We start from the raw sequence: 18,522 nt of genomic DNA, 5'->3' as shown, positions 1-18,522 counted from the left end.
ATTATGTTTTTCCTGATGACGTTTCGCTTATCAGGCCTACAATGTTGTTCGAACCGTAGGCCTGAAAGCGGCGCGTCATCGGGCAGGGGACAGGTTTAGATAACGTCTATCTCGGCGACGGAAGGGTAAATCCAGCTTGGGCGGAATGGCATACTATCAATATCATTGATCGTTGATACGCCTGAAAGCACCAGAATGGTCTCCAGACCGGCCTGGAACCCCGCCAGAATGTCGGTGCGCAGGTTATCGCCGACAATAACGGTCTCTTCCGAGTGCGCCTGCATTTTGTTTAACGCCGCGCGGATGATCCACGGGCTGGGTTTGCCGACATAAAATGGCTTCCGGCCGGAAATTTTTTCAATGCCTGCGCACAGCGCGCCGCAGGCCGGATAAAAGCCGCGACCGTGAGTATCCGGGTTGGTAGCGATAAAGCGCGCGCCATTGGCGACGAAAAATGCTGCTTTATGCATCATGTCCCAGTTGTAGGAGCGGGTTTCTCCAACGATGACAAAATCAGGGTTCACATCGGTAATGGTAAAACCCGCTTTATAGAGCTCGTGAATAAGCGCGCCTTCGCCCACGACATACGCTTTCTTACCTTCCTGACGGCGCAGAAAATCGGCTGTCGCCATTGCTGAAGTATAAAACACGCTGTCCGGCACGTTAACGCCAGCGGTAGCAAAACGGTTCGCCAGATCCTGGCCGGTTTGCGACGGGTAATTGGTCAGCAGCACCAGCGGCAGACCTTTTTCCAGAATCCCCGTCAGAAATTCCGCCGCACCGGGTACGGCTACGTTGTCGTGCATCAGCACGCCGTCGATATCGCAGATTACATTCTTGATGGTCATGAACTACCCAGGGAATTTGTGAATAATCCGATACTATAAGAGCGCATCAGCTTTCCAGCAAACGTTGCAGCAATGTTCCGTTGAGCATGGCGCGTTTAACTAAGGCAAATGCGCCGATAGCAGAACGGTGATCCAGCGTGGAGCGTACCACCGGCAAATTTTTGCGAAATGCCTTTAACGCCTGCGTATTGATACAGCTTTCGATAGCGGGCAACAGGACTTTATCGGCTTCAATGATCTCGCCGGCAATGACGATTTTTTGCGGATTAAACAGGTTGATAGCAATGGCGATCGTTTTGCCCAAATGGCGGCCAACATGCTCAATGACTTCCGAGGCCAGGCTGTCGCCCCGGTTTGCCGCCTTACAGATGGTTTTAATCGTGCAGTCGTCAAGCGGAACACGGCTTTGATACCCTTGTTTAAGCAAATTCAGCACCCGTTGTTCAATCGCCGCATTGGCGGCAATGGTTTCCAGACAGCCGAAATTACCGCAGTGGCAGCGCTCGCCCAGCGGCTCCACCTGAATATGCCCAATTTCACCGACGTTGCCGTTACGGCCAATGAAGATGCGTCCGTTGGAGATAATCCCGGCGCCTGTACCACGATGAACGCGCACCAGAATCGAGTCCTCGCAATCCTGACTGGCGCCGAAGTAGTGTTCCGCCAGCGCCAGGCTACGGATATCGTGTCCCACGAAACAGGTAACGTGAAACCGTTTTTCCAGCGCTTCGACCAGTCCCCAGTTTTCAACCTGAATGTGCGGCATGTAACGAATCACGCCGCTTTCCGGATCGACAAGCCCTGGCAGGATCACCGAGATAGCGATCAATTCACGAATTTTACGCTGACAGCTATCAATAAAGACGGCGATGGTGTTGAGCAGCGCATGTTCCAGCGTCTCCTGGGTGCGCTCCGGTAGCGGATAATGCTCCTCAGCGACCACTTTACTGCTCAGATCGTAGAGCGTTAAAGTGGTGTCATGACGGCCCAGGCGAACGCCAATGGCGTGGAAGTTACGGGTTTCCGTGACGATAGAGATAGCGCGGCGGCCTCCGGTAGAGGCCTGCTGATCGACTTCTTTGATCAGCCCGCGTTCAATGAGTTGACGCGTAATTTTCGTTACGCTGGCGGGAGCAAGCTGGCTTTGCTCGGCAATTTGTATGCGCGAGATAGGACCATGCTGGTCAATCAGGCGGTAAACGGCCGCGCTGTTAAGCTGTTTTACGAGATCAACGTTACCTATCTGAGCTTGTCCGCCTGGTGTCATATTCTCACTTACTCAAGTCAACGACCTCGTCACCATTAACGATGGTCTTGATAATTTTAAAATCGTGGGTGAACGCGGTCAGGTTGGCGACTTTACCCGGCGCAATGCTACCGAGATGTTTATCAACGCCGATAGCGCGAGCCGGATAGAGCGTTGCCATGCGCAGCACTTCATCCAGCGCGATGCCGCAATGCGCGACCAGGTTGCGTACGCCTTCAATCATGGTTAAGGACGAACCGCTCAACGTACCGTTTTCATCCACACACAGTCCATTGCGGTAGTATATTGTTTTACCTGCGAAAATGAACTGCTCAATATTGGCCCCCGCCGGTGCGGTGGCGTCTGTCACCAGACAAAGTTTGTCGCCTTTAAGGCGTTTGGCATTGCGAATGTTGGCGTAGTCGACATGCAGACCATCGGCGATAACGCCGCAATAAATATCCGCTTCGTCCAGAACAGCGCCAGCAAGGCCCGGCTCACGCCCTGTAATGTACGGCATCGCATTAAACAGGTGAGTCGCAAAGGTAATCCCGGCGCGGAAGCCCGCTTTTGCCTCTTTTAACGTCGCGTTGGAGTGACCTGCGGAAACCACAATGCCCGCATTCGCCAGTTTAGCGATTACGTCGGCAGGCACCATTTCCGGCGCGAGTGTAACTTTGGTGATGACGTCGGCATTATCGCACAAGAAATCGACCAGCGCAGCGTCTGGTTTACGCACGAAATCAGGATTATGGGTGCCTTTTTTTACCAGATTAAGCCAGGGGCCTTCCAGGTGGAGACCCAGCGCCTGGTGTGGATGTTTTTCCAGGTATTCGCGCATGACGCGAATGCCCTGTTTCATCAATTCGTCGCTGGTAGTGATAAGCGTTGGCAGAAAGTTAGTACAGCCCGATTTTTCATTGGCTTTCTGCATAATTTCCAGCGTTTCAACGCTGACGGCTTCTGCGGTATCGTTAAACTGCACGCCGCCGCAGCCGTTTAACTGCACATCAATAAAACCGGGGGAGAGAATGGCCCCATTCAATGAGCGTTGTTCTATTCCCGGCGGCAGTTCGGCCATCGGACAAACGCGGTCAATCAGGCCATTAGCGACAACAAGCGCATGGTCATCAAGAATTTCGTGACCGGTAAAGATCCGGCCCTGGGTTAAAGCATACATTCTGACCCCCGATATCAAAAATTTACCGCCCCACATTGACTGGCGGGGCGGAGACAACATTACAGACCTTTAATATTTTCTGCTTCTAATTCATTGAAATATTTCAATGTTTTAACTTTAAGTTCCATTGTGGACGGCTCATCGCATACCACAACCGCTTTCGGATGGAGTTGCAGGCAGCTAATGGTCCACATGTGGTTGACGTTGCCTTCAACCGCCGCCTGCAGCGCCTGGGCTTTCTGATGGCCCAGCACCAGAATCATCACTTCTTCCGCATCCAGCAGCGTACCCACGCCTACCGTCAGCGCGTATTTCGGCACCTGGTTTACGTCGCCGTCAAAGAAGCGGGAGTTCGCTACGCGAGTATCATGGGTTAACGTTTTGATACGGGTACGGGAAGCCAGGGAAGACGCCGGTTCGTTAAAGGCGATGTGACCGTCGTTGCCGACGCCGCCCATAAACAGATGGATTTTACCGTAAGAACGAATTTTTTCTTCATATTGACGGCATTCTGCATCGATATCCGGTGCGTTACCGTTGAGAAGATTGATGTTTTCTGCTGGAATATCAACGTGATCGAAAAAGTTACGATGCATAAAGCTGTGGTAGCTTTCCGGGTGCTCTTTCGGCAGGCCAACATATTCGTCCATATTAAAGGTGACCACATGCTTAAAGCTGACCTCGCCCGCTTTGTGCATCTCAACCAGCGCTTTGTACGCCGTTAGCGGCGTGCCGCCGGTAGGCAGTCCAAGGACAAACGGACGATCGGCGGTCGGTTTGAACGCATTAATACGGTTAACGATATGGCGAGCGGCCCATTTGCCAACCTGTTCTGCGGTACTCAGGGGGATCAGTCTCATTCTTCACCTCAATAATCAATGTCAAAATTTGGCGGATCGTATTAAGCGTAACCTGGATATCCAGGGTTCGTGTTCAATCCGTCCTGATTTTTTGAATCATAAAATAAGTTTTCCGTGTTAGCCAGTGGATGGTGGGGGTAATTACGATATTTAGTGATTATAATCACAAAAAACACCTGTTTAATTTGCGAGGCGAATTAATTTTCCACACACTCTGCAGAAGATGATCTCACCGTTCGATTACAGAACATCACGTTTTTAACGTTTGCAGCACAATAAAAAACGGCTTCAAAGAAGCCATATCGGCGTCTCGTAGGGGGAATAAGATGAATATTTTAGGTTTTTTCCAGCGGCTGGGTAGGGCGTTGCAGCTCCCTATCGCCGTGTTGCCGGTGGCAGCGTTGTTGCTGCGATTCGGCCAACCAGATTTGCTGAATATGCCGTTTATCGCGCAAGCGGGCGGGTCTATTTTCGATAACCTGGCGCTGGTTTTCGCTATCGGCGTGGCATCCAGTTGGTCTAAAGATAGCGCGGGCGCGGCAGCGCTGGCGGGAGCCGTGGGCTACTTCGTCATGACCAAAGCGATGGTGACGATTAACCCGGAAATCAACATGGGCGTGCTGGCGGGGATTATTACCGGTCTGGTCGGCGGCGCGGTTTATAATCGCTGGTCTGGTATCAAACTGCCTGATTTTCTCAGTTTCTTCGGTGGAAAACGTTTTGTGCCGATCGCAACGGGCTTTTTCTGTCTGGTGCTGGCCGCTATTTTCGGTTACGTCTGGCCGCCGGTACAGCATGGCATCCATGCGGGCGGTGAATGGATCGTTTCCGCAGGCGCGCTGGGTTCCGGTATCTTTGGCTTCATCAACCGTCTGCTGATCCCCACCGGTCTGCATCAGGTACTGAACACCATCGCCTGGTTCCAGATTGGCGAATTCACCAATGCCGCAGGCACTGTATTCCACGGCGACATCAACCGCTTCTATGCTGGCGACGGCACGGCGGGGATGTTTATGTCCGGCTTCTTCCCGATCATGATGTTTGGCCTGCCGGGCGCCGCTCTGGCGATGTATTTCGCCGCGCCGAAAGAACGTCGTCCGATGGTGGGCGGTATGCTGCTGTCTGTCGCGATCACCGCGTTTCTGACCGGCGTAACCGAGCCGCTGGAATTCCTGTTTATGTTCCTGGCGCCGCTGCTGTACCTCCTGCACGCCATTTTGACCGGTATCAGCCTGTTCGTCGCGACGTTGCTGGGTATCCATGCGGGCTTCTCTTTCTCGGCAGGCGCGATCGACTATGTTCTGATGTATAACCTGCCAGCGGCCAGCAATAACGTCTGGATGTTGCTGGTGATGGGCGTTGTATTCTTTATCATCTACTTCCTGCTGTTCAGCGCGGTTATTCGTATGTTTAACCTGAAAACGCCGGGCCGCGAAGATAAAGTTGATGAGATGGTAACGGAAGAAGCCAACAGCAACACCGAAGAAGGGTTAACGCAACTGGCGACCAGCTATATTGCTGCGGTTGGCGGTACGGACAACCTGAAAGCGATCGATGCGTGTATTACCCGTCTGCGCCTGACCGTGAACGACTCTGCTCGCGTCAACGATGCGGCCTGCAAACGCCTCGGCGCTTCCGGCGTGGTGAAACTGAACAAACAGACCATTCAGGTTATTGTCGGCGCGAAAGCGGAATCGATTGGCGATGAAATGAAGAAAGTGGTGGCGCGGGGGCCGGTCGCGGCAGCGTCTGCTGATGCGGCTCACGTTGCGACACCTGCTCCGGCGGCCAAACCCCAGGCGGTGCCGAATGCGGTGACTATCGCTGAACTGGTCTCTCCGATTACCGGTGAGGTAGTGGCGCTGGATCAGGTACCGGATGAAGCGTTTGCCAGCAAAGCGGTCGGCGACGGCGTGGCGGTGAAACCCACCGATAAAACCGTGGTTTCTCCGGCGGCGGGTACTATCGTGAAAATCTTCAACACTAACCACGCGTTCTGTCTGGAAACCGAAAAAGGCGCGGAGATCGTTGTCCATATGGGTATCGATACCGTCGCGCTGAACGGTCAGGGCTTCAAGCGTCTGGTCGAAGAGGGTGCGGAAGTCACGGCGGGTCAGCCGGTGCTGGAACTGGATCTGGACTTCCTGAATGCCAACGCGCGTTCCATGATAAGCCCGGTTGTTTGCAGCAACAGCGATGACTTCAGCGCTCTGGTCATCAAAGCGGATGGTCACGTGGTAGCGGGTAAAACGCCACTGTACGAGATCAAGAGCAAATAATCGCTTCCTGGCCGGATAAGGCGTAAGACGCCATCCGGCGATATCACAGGAAACATAAGCGGCAGAGGGAAACCTTCGCCGCTTTTTTTTACCGCAATTAGCCCCAATATTTTCTGCAAAGCCACTTTTTAAGTAACTAAAGGTTGTCAGTCTGTCCGGCTTATAAGATCATATGCCGTTATACGTTGTTTACGCTTTGAGGAATCCACGATGAGTGAGGCTGAAGCCCGCCCGACTAACTTTATTCGTCAGATTATTGATGAAGATCTGGCGAGTGGTAAACATACCACTGTCCATACCCGTTTTCCGCCGGAGCCGAATGGCTATCTACATATCGGCCACGCGAAATCTATCTGCCTGAACTTTGGCATCGCGCAAGATTATCAGGGCCAGTGCAACCTGCGTTTCGATGACACCAACCCGGTAAAAGAAGATATCGAGTACGTTGATTCGATCAAAAACGACGTCGAGTGGTTAGGCTTTCACTGGTCTGGCGATATTCGCTACTCCTCCGATTACTTTGACCAACTGCACGCCTATGCGGTCGAGCTAATCAATAAAGGCCTGGCCTACGTTGATGAGCTGACGCCGGAGCAGATCCGTGAATACCGCGGTACGCTGACCGCGCCGGGTAAAAACAGCCCGTTCCGCGATCGCAGCGTCGAAGAGAACCTCGCGCTATTTGAAAAAATGCGTACCGGCGGTTTTGAAGAGGGTAAAGCCTGTCTGCGCGCTAAAATCGACATGGCGTCGCCGTTTATCGTGATGCGCGATCCGGTGCTGTATCGCATTAAATTCGCCGAGCATCATCAGACCGGCAACAAGTGGTGCATCTATCCGATGTACGACTTTACTCACTGCATCAGCGATGCGCTGGAAGGCATTACTCATTCTCTGTGTACGCTGGAGTTCCAGGATAACCGTCGTCTGTACGACTGGGTGCTGGACAACATCACCATTCCGGTTCACCCGCGCCAGTACGAATTCTCGCGGCTGAATCTGGAATACACCGTGATGTCCAAGCGTAAGCTGAACCTGCTGGTGACCGACAAACACGTCGAAGGCTGGGACGATCCACGTATGCCGACTATTTCCGGTCTGCGCCGTCGCGGCTATACCGCGGCCTCCATTCGGGAGTTCTGCAAACGCATCGGCGTCACCAAGCAGGACAACACCATTGAGATGGCGTCGCTGGAATCCTGCATTCGCGAAGATCTGAACGAAAACGCGCCGCGCGCAATGGCGGTAATCGATCCGGTAAAACTGGTTATCGAAAACTACCCGCAGGGTGAGAGCGAAATGGTTACCATGCCTAACCATCCGAATAAACCGGAGATGGGCAGCCGTGAAGTGCCGTTTAGCGGTGAGATCTGGATCGATCGCGCAGATTTCCGCGAAGAAGCGAACAAGCAGTACAAGCGTCTGGTGATGGGCAAAGAAGTGCGTCTGCGTAATGCCTACGTCATTAAAGCGGAGCGCGTAGAGAAGGATGCCGAAGGGAATATCACCACCATCTTCTGTACCTATGATGCTGATACGCTGAGTAAAGATCCGGCTGACGGGCGTAAAGTGAAAGGCGTAATCCACTGGGTTAGCGCAGCACATGCGCTGCCGATTGAAATTCGTCTCTACGACCGTCTGTTCAGCGTGCCGAACCCGGGCGCCGCGGAGGACTTCCTGTCTGTTATCAACCCCGAATCATTAGTGATTAAGCAGGGGTATGGCGAGCCGTCGCTGAAAGCGGCGGTAGCAGGGAAAGCTTTCCAGTTTGAACGTGAAGGCTACTTCTGCCTCGACAGCCGCTATGCAACGGCCGATAAGCTGGTCTTTAACCGTACCGTGGGCCTGCGTGATACCTGGGCGAAAGCGGGCGAATAAGCACTGCGCCAACAGGCGAATGCTGTAAAAATACCTTGTCAACGCCGCGTTCTGCGGCGTTTTTTCTCTGCATTTCTAAAAGCCTATCCCATTAGGGCTATTTTACTTGCCATTTTGGACCTGGGCAGTGCTCGCCAAAACGCGTTAGCGTTTTGAACGCCGCTAGCGGCGGCCCGAAGGGCGAGCGTAGCGAGTCAAACCTCACGTACTACGTGTACGCTCCGGTTTTTGCGCGCTGTCCGTGTTCAAACTGGCTGCGCCAATAACGCCTGGTGGGATAGGCTCTAAGTCGATTCTCTTTTTTGCGAGGCGAATTAATTATTCTCTGAAAATTATTGATCTGATAAATGATTATTAATCTAAATGTTATAAGCGTCAGGTCAACAGGAGACAATTATTTTCATGCCTATGGAAAACAAGTCAATTTTCTTTCTGGCGGTCTGCTTCCCTCACCAGCAGTTGAATGTAACAGAAAGCAATTAAATATGTGCGGTTGCTCATATTATTACATACTGGTTACAGAAAGAGATTGATAATTCGCATCGCGAAAAATAGTCTATTTAACGTAGTAAATGAGGTTTCTCAGCGCTACTTTTTATTTTTATTTTTTCGCTGTTCGCTTTTGTCGGCAGCAATTTATACGTCAAAGAGGATTAACTTATGCGTACGTTTAGTGGCAAACGTAGTACGCTGGCTCTGGCTATCGCCGGTATCACAGCAATGTCGGGGTGGATCGTTGTTCCGCAGGCGCAAGCCTCCGGCTTTTTCGACGACTCCACGTTAACGGGCGGCATCTATTATTGGCAGCGTGAACGCGATCGCAAAGATGTGACCGACGGCGACAAATATAAAACTAACCTTTCTCATGCGACCTGGAACGCTAACCTGGATTTTCAGTCTGGTTACGCTGCGGATATGTTCGGTCTGGATATCGCGGCGTTTACCGCGATTGAAATGGCAGAAAACGGCGACAGCGGTCATCCAAACGAAATTGCCTTCTCGAAAAAGAATAAAGGCTACGACGAAGACTATTCCGGCGATAAGAGCGGTATCAGTCTTTATAAAGCCGCAGCGAAATTTAAATATGGCCCGGTCTGGGCGCGCGCCGGTTATATTCAGCCTACCGGTCAGACGCTGTTAGCGCCGCACTGGAGTTTTATGCCGGGTACTTATCAGGGTGCGGAAGCCGGCGCCAGTTTTGACTATGGCGATGCGGGCGCGTTAAGTTTTTCCTACATGTGGACTAACGAATATAAAGCGCCGTGGCATACCGAAATGGATAAGTTTTATCAGGCGGATAAAAAAACCAATGTAGATTATCTCCACTCCATCGGCGCGAAGTACGACTTCAAAAATGATCTGGTGCTGGAAGCGGCGTTTGGTCAGTCCGAAGGCTATGTCGATCAATATTTCGCGAAGGCCAGCTATAAATTTGATTTAGGCGGCAATCCGTTCACCACCAGTTACCAGTTCTACGGCGCGCGCGACAAAGTAGACGATCGCAGCGTGAATGATATTTACGACGGTACGGCCTGGCTGCAGGCGTTGACCTTCGGCTACAAAGTCGCGGAAGTGGTTGACCTGCGTCTGGAAGGCACCTGGGTGAAAGCGGACGGTCAGCAGGGCTATTTTCTGCAACGTATGACGCCAACCTACGCCTCTTCAAACGGTCGTCTGGATATCTGGTGGGATAACCGCTCCGACTTTAACGCTAACGGTGAAAAGGCGGTTTTCTTCGGCGCGATGTATGACCTGAAAAACTGGAATCTGCCGGGCTGGGCTGTGGGCGCGTCTTACGTTTACGCCTGGGATGCTAAACCGGCAACCTGGCAAAGTAACCCGGATGCTTACTACGACAAAAACCGCACTATCGAAGAGTCCTCATACAGTCTGGATGCGGTTTATACCCTGCAGGAGGGGCGTGCCAAAGGCACCATGTTCAAACTGCACTTTACCGAATATGACAACCACTCCAATATTCCAAGCTGGGGCGGTGGTTACGGCAACATCTTCCAGGATGAACGTGACGTGAAATTTATCGTTATTGCGCCATTCACTATTTTCTGATGTCAGATGCGGCAGGCTGCCGGCCTGCCGCGCTGTTGAGGAACGACCTATGAAAAAAATTTTACTCATCGCCAGCATGACCGCCGGTTTGACGGCCTGCGCGTCATCACCCGCGCCGGAAGAAGATAGCCGGCTGAAAGAGGCGTACAGCGCCTGTATCAATACCGCACAGGGCTCGCCTGAGAAGACAGAGGCCTGCCAAAGCGTGCTGAATGTCCTTAAAAAAGAGCGCAAACATCAGCAATTTGCTAACGAAGAAAGCGTGCGGGTACTGGACTATCAGCAGTGCATTCAGGCGACGCGCACGGGTAACGATCAGGCGGTCAAGGCTGACTGCGATAAGGTCTGGCAGGAAATTCGCAGTCATAATAACGTGCAATAAAACCCTGCCTTGCCACCCACGGGCGAATGTTTTCCGCCCGTGGTTTTTTCAGGCTTTATTTTCTGCCGCGATATAGCCGCGACTCAGACGTACAAACAGCATCGCCGTCGCGGCAAGTCCACATAACGCCGCGCACATCAGCCACCAGCCGGGCGAGCTTTTATCGCCGGTTAACTTTACCAGCGCGGTAGAGATGGCCGGCGTCAGGCCGCCAAAAATCGCCGTCGCCAGGCTAAAGGCCAGCGAGAAACCAACGGTACGCACATAGACTGGCATCACTTCGGTTAACGCCGCGACCATTGCGCCGTTATACATGCCAAAAAAGAAAGAGAACCACAGCAGTACCAGCGTCATGCGGGTAAAGTCGGGCGCGGCGGTCAGCCACTGCATGACGGGCCAGGTGGTGATCAGCGCCAGCAACGTAATGCCCATTAACACAGCGCGACGGCCAATCCGGTCGGAAATCGCGCCGCCAATGGGTAACCAGATAAAATTGGACACCCCCACTAACATGGTGACGATCAAACTGTCCCGCGCGCTGAGATTAAGCACGGTTCTGCCATAGGTCGGCGTATAAACGGTGATAAAATAAAACGTTGTGGTGGTCATCGCCACCAGCAGCGTTCCGGCTGTAATAATGCGCCAGTTTTTGGCAATAGTTGCAAAAATTTCCCTGGTGTCGGGGCGATGCTTGCGTTGTAAAAACGCTTCTGTTTCTTGTAATGAACGACGTAAAACAAAAATCAGCGGAATGATCATACAGCCGATAAAGAACGGAATTCGCCAGCCCCACTCCGATATCGCGTCGTGTCCCAGCGTGATATTCAGGCTATAACCAATCAACGCGGCGACAACGATCGCGACCTGCTGACTGGCGGATTGCCAGCTGGTATAAAACCCTTTATTGCCTGGCGTTGCGATTTCGGACAGATAGACCGAGACGCCGCCTAACTCAACGCCCGCAGAAAATCCTTGTAATAACCGGCCCAGCAGCACCAACGCAGGCGCTGCCAGGCCGATCGTTTGGTAGCCGGGGACGAGGGCGATGAGCAACGTACCGCAGCCCATAATCGCCAGCGTCACCATCAGCCCTTTACGACGTCCGATTCTGTCAATATAGGCGCCAAGCACAATCGCGCCGACGGGGCGCATTAAAAAACCGGAGCCAAAGACGGCAAAGGTCAACATTAATGAGGCAAATTCGCTTTCCGCCGGAAAAAACGTTCTGGCGATATAGGTGGCGTAAAATCCGAACAAGAAAAAATCAAACTGTTCAAGAAAATTGCCGCTTGTCACGCGCAGTATTGCGCCGAACGTGCCGGCGCGCGATGTTGCAGGTGTGTGTTGTGCCATAGGGTTTGCTCTCCACTGTCTTTATTGTTTTATGGGTAAGATGTTGCGGGTCAGTTGCCTGTATCCCCCGCATGTTTTCCGCGTCGCTTCTCAACTGCCCATTTGAGTAAGGCCGCGCAGCGGAAAAATCCGTGGGCGAATTTTCCGTAGGGAAGGGTGAGAAAGAGCGCCATCACCACGCCTAAATGGAGCGCCAGCAGTATGCCCATTCCGCTGGTGTCTCTGCCTGCCAGCAGCGCCAGCCCGGTAAGGCTGGTTAAGAACAGCAGCAGAATAAAGCCGCGATCCATGGGGTTCTGGCGCGCATCGCCATGTAACGGCGACCGCCGCAGATTGAGCCACAGTAGCCCGGCCGGGCCGATAAGCAGACCGATACCGCCCAGCGTGCCGAGCATGACCGGCAGGCTAAAGAACGGGTAGGGCGCTTCCCAACCGGCGACGTAGTGATAGCCCGTCGCCACGATCGTGGCGGCAAAACAGAGCATAAAACCGTAGAAGGTAAAGTGATGAAAGCGACGGCGCAGCAGCGTGAATGCATCGTCCGCTTCGTTACAGCCTTTGCCGTGACCGCCGTCGAGATATTTCAGCGTTAACGCATTGTGCGACGCTTCGGCAATCTCCACCGAACGCGGTACGCCCGGCGAGATCTCACGCCAGAAGCGGATTACGCCCGCCATAAGCAAACCGATTGCCAGCACAAAAACTGAGCCAAACATCCATGCCAGCAGGCTATGCGGAAAAATTTGATAGAAGTCACCGGCCAGCGGCGGATGAATCAGCGACCCTTTCAGCGCCATCGCCAGTAATAAAAAGAGCGTCAGACCGACTATCAGCGCCAGCGCGACGGTGATCCCCGCCCGGCGGTATAACGCGCCAAAAGCGGCGGGCTGGGCATACTGTTGATACGTCTCCAGGCGGGCTTGCGCCATCGCTTTCGGCACGTTAATGGCAAATTCATGGGGCGGCGCGTACTGGCACGCGTGCAGGCAGGCGCCGCAGTTATGACATAAATTCGCCAGATAATGAATATCGGCTTTACCGAATTCGAGCCGCTGGGTCATCGCCGGAAATACTGCGCAAAAACCTTCGCAGTAGCGACACGCGTTACACACTTGCATGACGCGTTCGACCTCGGCTTCCGGTTCGGTAAGCACGGTGGCCTCAATGATTAATTTTTCAAGCTGTTTCATGCTGCGCCTCCTTGTGTGCCGCGCGGGCGGCTTCTATCCCCGCAATGCGGCCAAAGGTTGTGCCGATAGACATGCCTACGCCTGCGGTATACCCCTTGCCCAGAACATTTCCTGCCATCATCTCGCCGGCAACAAACAGGTTGCGGCTTGGATGACCGGCAAAATGCACCGCGGCACGTTCGTTAACTTTCAGACCCAGGTAGGTAAACGTGATGCCGGGTCGCAGCGCATAACCGTAGTAGGGCGGCGCATCAAGCGGGCGCGCCCAGTGGGTTTTCGCCGGCGTCAGGTTTTTAGTAGCGCAGTCATCAAGCAAGGTATGATCAAAATGACCGGGCTGGCAGGCCTGGTTATACTGCGTGACGGTATGGGTAAATTTTTCCGCGTCCAGCCCCAACTGGCAGGCCAGCTCAGCCAGCGTATTGGCCTGCGCGCCAGGAAAAACCGGCGGCATAAAGTGGCCGATGGCTTTGCTGTCAATAATCGAATAGCCAATTTGTCCTGGCTGTTGAGCAACCAGCCGCCCCCAAATGGCGTAACGCTTCGGCCAGAAATCTTCGCCTTCATCATAAAAACGTTCGGCGTCGCGATTCACGACAATACCCAGCGATACGCAATCCACGCGAGTACAAATACCGCCGTCGTACAGCGGCGCCCTGGCATCAATCGCTACGCAGTGCGACTGGGACGGATCGCCAATGATATCCGCGCCGGCATCCATCATAAATTTGAGTAATACGCCCTGGTTAAAACGCGTGCCGCGAATCAGAAAATTATCCGCGGGCCATTCGCCGCGGGCGTTTTCTCCCCAGGCTTCCCGCAGCCATTCACGGTTTGATTCGAAACCGCCAGCCGCTAATACGCAGGCTTTGGCGGTAATACGTTCGCTACCCGCCAGCGCTGCCACGAATTCGCCGTCATGAAGTTCAAGCGCGTGAACCGGCGTGTTATAGCGAATCTGTACGCCCAGCCGTTCGGCGCTACGGTAATAGGCATTGACGAGCGCTTTCCCGCCGCCCATAAAAAACGCATTGGTGCGCGCAACGTGGAGCGCACCAGATAATGGCGGTTGAAAGTTAACGCCATGTTTGCGCATCCAGTCGCGGCATTGCGAAGAGGTGCGAATGACCAGCCGCGCCAGCGCCTCGTTGGTGTTGCCGTCGGTGACTCGCCACAGATCCTGCCAGAATTCCTCTTCAGGATAGCTTTCTACCAGCACATCCTGCGGCGCATCATGCATACAGCGCAGGTTTCGTGTGTGCTGAGAATTTCCGCCGCGCCATTCTCGCGGGGCAGCCTCCAGCAGCAGAACCGATGCGCCCGCTTCCCGTGCGGTCAGGGCGGCGCATAATGCGGCATTGCCTCCGCCTATCACCAGTACATCAACCATCTTATACTCCCGTACCATTTAACTATTTGTTAAATTTGTAATTGAAATGTATACGGATAAATAAGCGGCGCGCTATCAGGTAGCGCTAAACAGGGGTTTAGTAAGCGTAAAGGGTTGCGCCTGGCCATTCACCGGCGTCGACTAACTGACGCATAACTTTGGTAAGGACTACTCTGGCGGCAAGGCCGGCGGGCGTCAGTTCATCATCCGACAGGCTGACTAAAAAATTGGGGCGGCTGAGTACCGGATTATGGACGCCGATCACGCGTAGCGCGTCGTTATCCAGATGAGAAATCGCCGCTCCGGGCTGCAACGTGGCGCCAAGACCGTCGCGCACGGCGCGCATCAACAACGCCAGGCCGTCAATTTCCGCGACGATTTCAACGTTAAGCGCATGTTCCTGGCAGACAGCGTCCAGCCTGCCGCGCAGCCCGTGTCCCTGGCTTGGCATAATGAGCGGAATGCCTGCCAGTTGTTCAGGTGTGATCGGGTTATCAGGAAGCGCCGTCAGCAGGGCATGGGAGCCAATCAGAAAAAGCTGTTCTTCAAGGATCGGTCTGGCGCTCCAGCGCAGGATTTTATCTTTTTGAAAGACAACGGCTAAATCAATCTGGCGGGTATTGATCATTCTTTCCAGATTACCGGACAAGCTTTCCACCACATGCAGTCGGACATCGGCATAGTTTTCCTGCATGGCATGGATAAACGGTATACCCAGTATGGAGGCGGTACTGGGAGCCATTCCTACGCTCACATGACCGGAAAGGCGCGCTTCTCTGGCGGCGAGAATCGCGTCGTCGGCATGACGCAGGGCGAGTTGCGCCTGTGAATAAAAGGCCAGCCCGGCGTTGGTTGGCGTTACGCCGCGCGAAGTGCGCTGCAGCAGACGGATGGCGAGCTCGTTTTCCAGACGGGACATCTGTTGACTTAATGCTGAAACGCCAATATCAAGATCCTGTGCGGCGCTGCCCATACTGCCGGTTTCAATAATACGCACGAAATAGCGTAACTGGCGAAGCTCCATTCCTGCTCTCCTGAGATGCGATAGCGTTTTTTACATTAAATCAACATCAAGCGGCAGGAAAGAGGAGGATATAAAAAAGCCAACCGGGCGGTTGGCTCTTCGAAAGATTTACACTTATTTAGTCGCGTCATCGTGCGCGTGCTCGTCTTCGCGGCAGTCGCCTTCAGCGCAGTGGCCGTAAAGATAGAGGCTGTGATTAGTTAAACGAATACCGTGTTTCGCCGCAATTTCACGCTGGCGCGCTTCAATAGAGTCATCACTAAATTCAATCACTTTTCCGCAGTCAAGGCAGATAAGATGGTCGTGATGATGCTGTTGCGTCAGTTCAAAAACGGATTTACCGCCTTCAAAATTATGGCGGGTCACGATACCGGCATCGTCAAACTGGTTCAGCACACGGTATACGGTTGCCAGACCGATTTCTTCACCCATGTCGATCAGGCGTTTGTATAAATCTTCCGCACTGACGTGATGGTTATCTGGTTCCTGAAGAACTTCCAGAATTTTTAAACGAGGAAGCGTTACTTTCAGGCCAGCCTTCTTTAATGCGGTATTGTTGTCAGTCATGCGGAATCTGTCCTGTTGCTAAACGATTCACTTCATTAGAGAAGTGACAGAAATTGCACTCAAGATAATGCGTATCATTATAGGACTGCCATGCCGAAATGAAAACCGCAAGTCTCTCGCAGATGTTAATAAAACTGTGGTTTTGCCTGCAAATTCTGGCGCCACCTGATTACACCCGGACATTGTACAGGGATGGGTGCGAAAGTTACAAATTTGTAGCAATTATTTTGATTGGTCTTGTCTATTGATGCGGCGCAGATATAACGCTGCGCCGCATAAGATTAGGCGTTGAGGATGTCGTCGAGGTGCAATTCAGCCGAAACTTGCTTAACCCATTTTTCAACACGCTCGGCGGTCAGTTCAGGCTGACGGTCTTCGTCAATCGCCAGGCCGACAAAATGATCGTCGTCAGCCAGACCTTTAGAGGCTTCAAAATGATAGCCTGCGGTTGGCCAGTGACCCACAATCGTGGCGCCGCGCGGCTCAATAATGTCGCGAATCGTGCCCAGCGCATCACAGAAGTATTCCGCGTAGTCTTCCTGATCGCCACAGCCAAATAGCGCCACCAGCTTACCGTTAAAGTCAATCTCTTCGAGAGTCGGGAAGAAGTCATCCCAGTCACATTGCGCTTCGCCATAGTACCAGGTTGGGATGCCCAGCAGCAGAATGTCATACCCTTCCAGGTCTTCTTTACTGCTTTTTGCAATGTCATGCACATCGGCAACGTCTTTACCAAGCTGTTTTTGAATCATTTTTGCGATATTTTCGGTATTACCGGTGTCGCTGCCGAAAAAGATGCCAGTGATTGCCATGAGTAAAATAACCTCTTGAAACTTATTGAAATGGTGGTGGCGAATTGCCCACGGATAAGGGCAATCATAGCAGAACAGGCAGATATGCGGAAACAGCAATCACGCGGGACTGCACGCTCTGCTACACGAAATATGAAACAAAACTTATTTTCAGACTAAACCCTGGCCGCGCAGCGCCATAAGCTGCTTCATTAATATTTCTTCAATGAGCTCGCTGCGGCTAATGTTGCGCGCTTCGGCCAGCTCATTCAGCGCGTCAACCGCTTGTGCGTTGAGTTTTAATTCGACACGCTTGAGGCCACGAACTTTGTCGCGTTTTAACTGGTTGCGCTTGTTGATGCGTAACTGTTCATCGCGCGAAAGCGGATTCGTTTTAGGTCGTCCCGGGCGACGCTCGTGCGCGAACAGATCTAATGTCGTACGGTCCGTTTGTTCTTTGGCCATGATTTTGGTGACTTCGGGGGAAACAATCAGCCAGGCTTATGCCCGGATGGATAGCGCGCCATCATACATCAGCGAGGAAGCGACGCCAACGCCCGCGCGCGTAATCGCGCACAGGCGATGAGTTTTTAATCAGTTAGCGTTTATCGTGCAGATAACGGCGGATGGCGCGCAGAACCGCCTCAGGTTTTTCGGCATGTACCCAGTGGCCCGCGCCAGCGATCACATGCGCGCGCGCCAAAGGGAATTGCGCCAGCAGCGCGTCGCGGTACGCTTCGGTCACGTACGGCGAGTTACCGCCTGGAATAAACAGTGCCGGATGTTCCCAGGGCGGAATGGTTTCCCAGCCGACGATATGCGGATACTGCTCCCATAATACCGGAACATTAAAACGCCATTCGCCTTCAGCCCAGGATTTTAACAGAAACTGGATCACGCCTTCTTCGTTGAGGTGTTGGCGCATAATCCCTGCCGCCTGTTGGCGGGATGTCGCGTCGGATTCGCTGACGGCATTAATGGCCGCGAAAATGCGATCGTGGCGGCGAACGTGATAATCCACGGGGGCGATATCAATCGCGACCAGACGATCGATGCGATCGGGCGCCAGCGCCGTCAGCGCCATTACCGCTTTTCCGCCCATGGAATGACCAATAAACGTCGCTTTTTCAATCTGCTGCGCGTCAAGCGTATCCAGAAGATCCTGGGCCATTGCCGGATAATCCATGACCGGATCGCGCGGCGATAAACCATGATTGCGCATATCGACCTGAATAATGTCGTGATCGGTCACCAGATCGCGCGCCAGTACGCCGAGGTTGTCCAGGCTGCCAAACAGACCATGAACGAGAACGATGGGGGAATTATTGTGCAGGTTTTGTGCAGATTGCGCTCGGATGTTTAATTTCATGGCAAAGTTCTTTTTTTCGCTCTGTCGGGTTAGGGTATTATGTTGACCATTCTGCCACTGGGCTGCAACCTCTAAGGTTTACTCCGAGTTTTTTTGTC

16 protein-coding genes and 1 pseudogene are annotated in these 18,522 nt (G+C 53.0%); 4 read left to right on the top strand and 13 right to left on the bottom strand.

Annotated elements, in window-relative coordinates; all coding sequences use genetic code 11:
- Positions 1-95 precede the first annotated feature (95 nt).
- Genes nagD through nagB form a run of 4 tightly spaced genes read right to left on the bottom strand, consistent with a single transcriptional unit; the run spans position 96 to position 4,134 of the window.
- Positions 96-848: a ribonucleotide monophosphatase NagD gene (gene nagD, locus QEN31_RS16070; protein WP_000153143.1), complete on the bottom strand. Its 753-nt coding sequence runs from the start codon at positions 846-848 to the stop codon at positions 96-98.
- A 46-nt stretch (positions 849-894) separates the two neighbouring features.
- The gene (nagC, locus tag QEN31_RS16065; RefSeq protein ID WP_000187578.1) at positions 895-2,115 is read right to left on the bottom strand and encodes a DNA-binding transcriptional regulator NagC; all 1,221 of its coding nucleotides are present in this window, start codon (positions 2,113-2,115) and stop codon (positions 895-897) included.
- A gap of 4 nt (positions 2,116-2,119) precedes the next feature.
- Positions 2,120-3,274, bottom strand: coding sequence for an N-acetylglucosamine-6-phosphate deacetylase (gene nagA / locus QEN31_RS16060; protein WP_000271186.1), 1,155 nt, complete (start codon positions 3,272-3,274; stop codon positions 2,120-2,122).
- A gap of 59 nt (positions 3,275-3,333) precedes the next feature.
- Positions 3,334-4,134 (bottom strand): glucosamine-6-phosphate deaminase, encoded by an 801-nt coding sequence (gene nagB, locus QEN31_RS16055; protein WP_001237059.1) that lies wholly within the window; start codon positions 4,132-4,134, stop codon positions 3,334-3,336.
- 326 nt (positions 4,135-4,460) lie between these two features.
- Between nagB and nagE the strand changes: the two genes are divergently transcribed.
- From nagE to chiQ, 4 genes are all read left to right on the top strand, one after another.
- On the top strand, positions 4,461-6,413 hold the full coding sequence (gene nagE / locus QEN31_RS16050) for a PTS N-acetyl glucosamine transporter subunit IIABC (protein ID WP_001023068.1): 1,953 nt from the start codon (positions 4,461-4,463) through the stop codon (positions 6,411-6,413).
- A 210-nt stretch (positions 6,414-6,623) separates the two neighbouring features.
- Positions 6,624-8,291, top strand: coding sequence for a glutamine--tRNA ligase (gene glnS, locus QEN31_RS16045; RefSeq protein WP_001287181.1), 1,668 nt, complete (start codon positions 6,624-6,626; stop codon positions 8,289-8,291).
- Between the two features lie 660 nt (positions 8,292-8,951).
- Positions 8,952-10,358, top strand: a complete 1,407-nt coding sequence (gene chiP, locus QEN31_RS16040; protein ID WP_001258803.1) for a chitoporin ChiP — start codon at positions 8,952-8,954, stop codon at positions 10,356-10,358.
- Between the two features lie 49 nt (positions 10,359-10,407).
- Positions 10,408-10,740 carry a ChiQ/YbfN family lipoprotein gene (gene chiQ / locus QEN31_RS16035; protein WP_099949692.1) on the top strand — a complete coding sequence of 111 codons (333 nt, stop codon included), beginning with the start codon at positions 10,408-10,410 and terminating at the stop codon, positions 10,738-10,740.
- Between the two features lie 48 nt (positions 10,741-10,788).
- On the opposite strand, the gene tcuC is transcribed toward chiQ, so the two are convergent.
- From tcuC to ybfF, 9 genes and pseudogenes are all read right to left on the bottom strand, one after another.
- Entirely contained in the window at positions 10,789-12,093 is a 1,305-nt protein-coding gene (tcuC, locus tag QEN31_RS16030) for a tricarballylate/proton symporter TcuC (protein ID WP_000057014.1), read from the bottom strand.
- Between the two features lie 50 nt (positions 12,094-12,143).
- Complete coding sequence (gene tcuB / locus QEN31_RS16025) at positions 12,144-13,283, bottom strand: tricarballylate utilization protein TcuB (protein ID WP_023250133.1); 1,140 nt, start codon at positions 13,281-13,283, stop codon at positions 12,144-12,146.
- Positions 13,270-14,673, bottom strand: coding sequence for an FAD-dependent tricarballylate dehydrogenase TcuA (tcuA, locus tag QEN31_RS16020; RefSeq protein ID WP_000228705.1), 1,404 nt, complete (start codon positions 14,671-14,673; stop codon positions 13,270-13,272). Before tcuA ends, tcuB begins: the two co-directional genes overlap by 14 nt.
- Positions 14,674-14,770: 97 nt before the next feature.
- Entirely contained in the window at positions 14,771-15,697 is a 927-nt protein-coding gene (gene tcuR, locus QEN31_RS16015) for a tricarballylate utilization LysR family transcriptional regulator TcuR (protein ID WP_000423378.1), read from the bottom strand.
- Positions 15,698-15,811: 114 nt separating this feature from the next.
- The gene (fur, locus tag QEN31_RS16010) at positions 15,812-16,264 is read right to left on the bottom strand and encodes a ferric iron uptake transcriptional regulator (protein WP_000131699.1); all 453 of its coding nucleotides are present in this window, start codon (positions 16,262-16,264) and stop codon (positions 15,812-15,814) included.
- Positions 16,257-16,342, bottom strand: a pseudogene (locus tag QEN31_RS16005) (fur leader peptide). Before QEN31_RS16005 ends, fur begins: the two are co-directional and overlap by 8 nt.
- 203 nt (positions 16,343-16,545) lie before the next feature.
- Complete coding sequence (gene fldA / locus QEN31_RS16000; protein WP_001018621.1) at positions 16,546-17,076, bottom strand: flavodoxin FldA; 531 nt, start codon at positions 17,074-17,076, stop codon at positions 16,546-16,548.
- Between the two features lie 150 nt (positions 17,077-17,226).
- The gene (gene ybfE / locus QEN31_RS15995) at positions 17,227-17,520 is read right to left on the bottom strand and encodes a LexA regulated protein (protein WP_001040939.1); all 294 of its coding nucleotides are present in this window, start codon (positions 17,518-17,520) and stop codon (positions 17,227-17,229) included.
- A 133-nt stretch (positions 17,521-17,653) separates the two neighbouring features.
- A complete protein-coding gene (gene ybfF, locus QEN31_RS15990; RefSeq protein WP_000773245.1) occupies positions 17,654-18,424 on the bottom strand; it encodes an esterase in 771 nt (256 codons plus the stop codon).
- Positions 18,425-18,522: the final 98 nt, after the last annotated feature.

Source organism: Salmonella sp. SA15303 (genome assembly GCF_029962125.1).
Classification (GTDB): domain Bacteria; phylum Pseudomonadota; class Gammaproteobacteria; order Enterobacterales; family Enterobacteriaceae; genus Salmonella; species Salmonella enterica.
The sequence above is the reverse complement of the archived record's forward strand: the minus strand, read 5'-3'. Positions and strand labels throughout refer to the sequence as shown.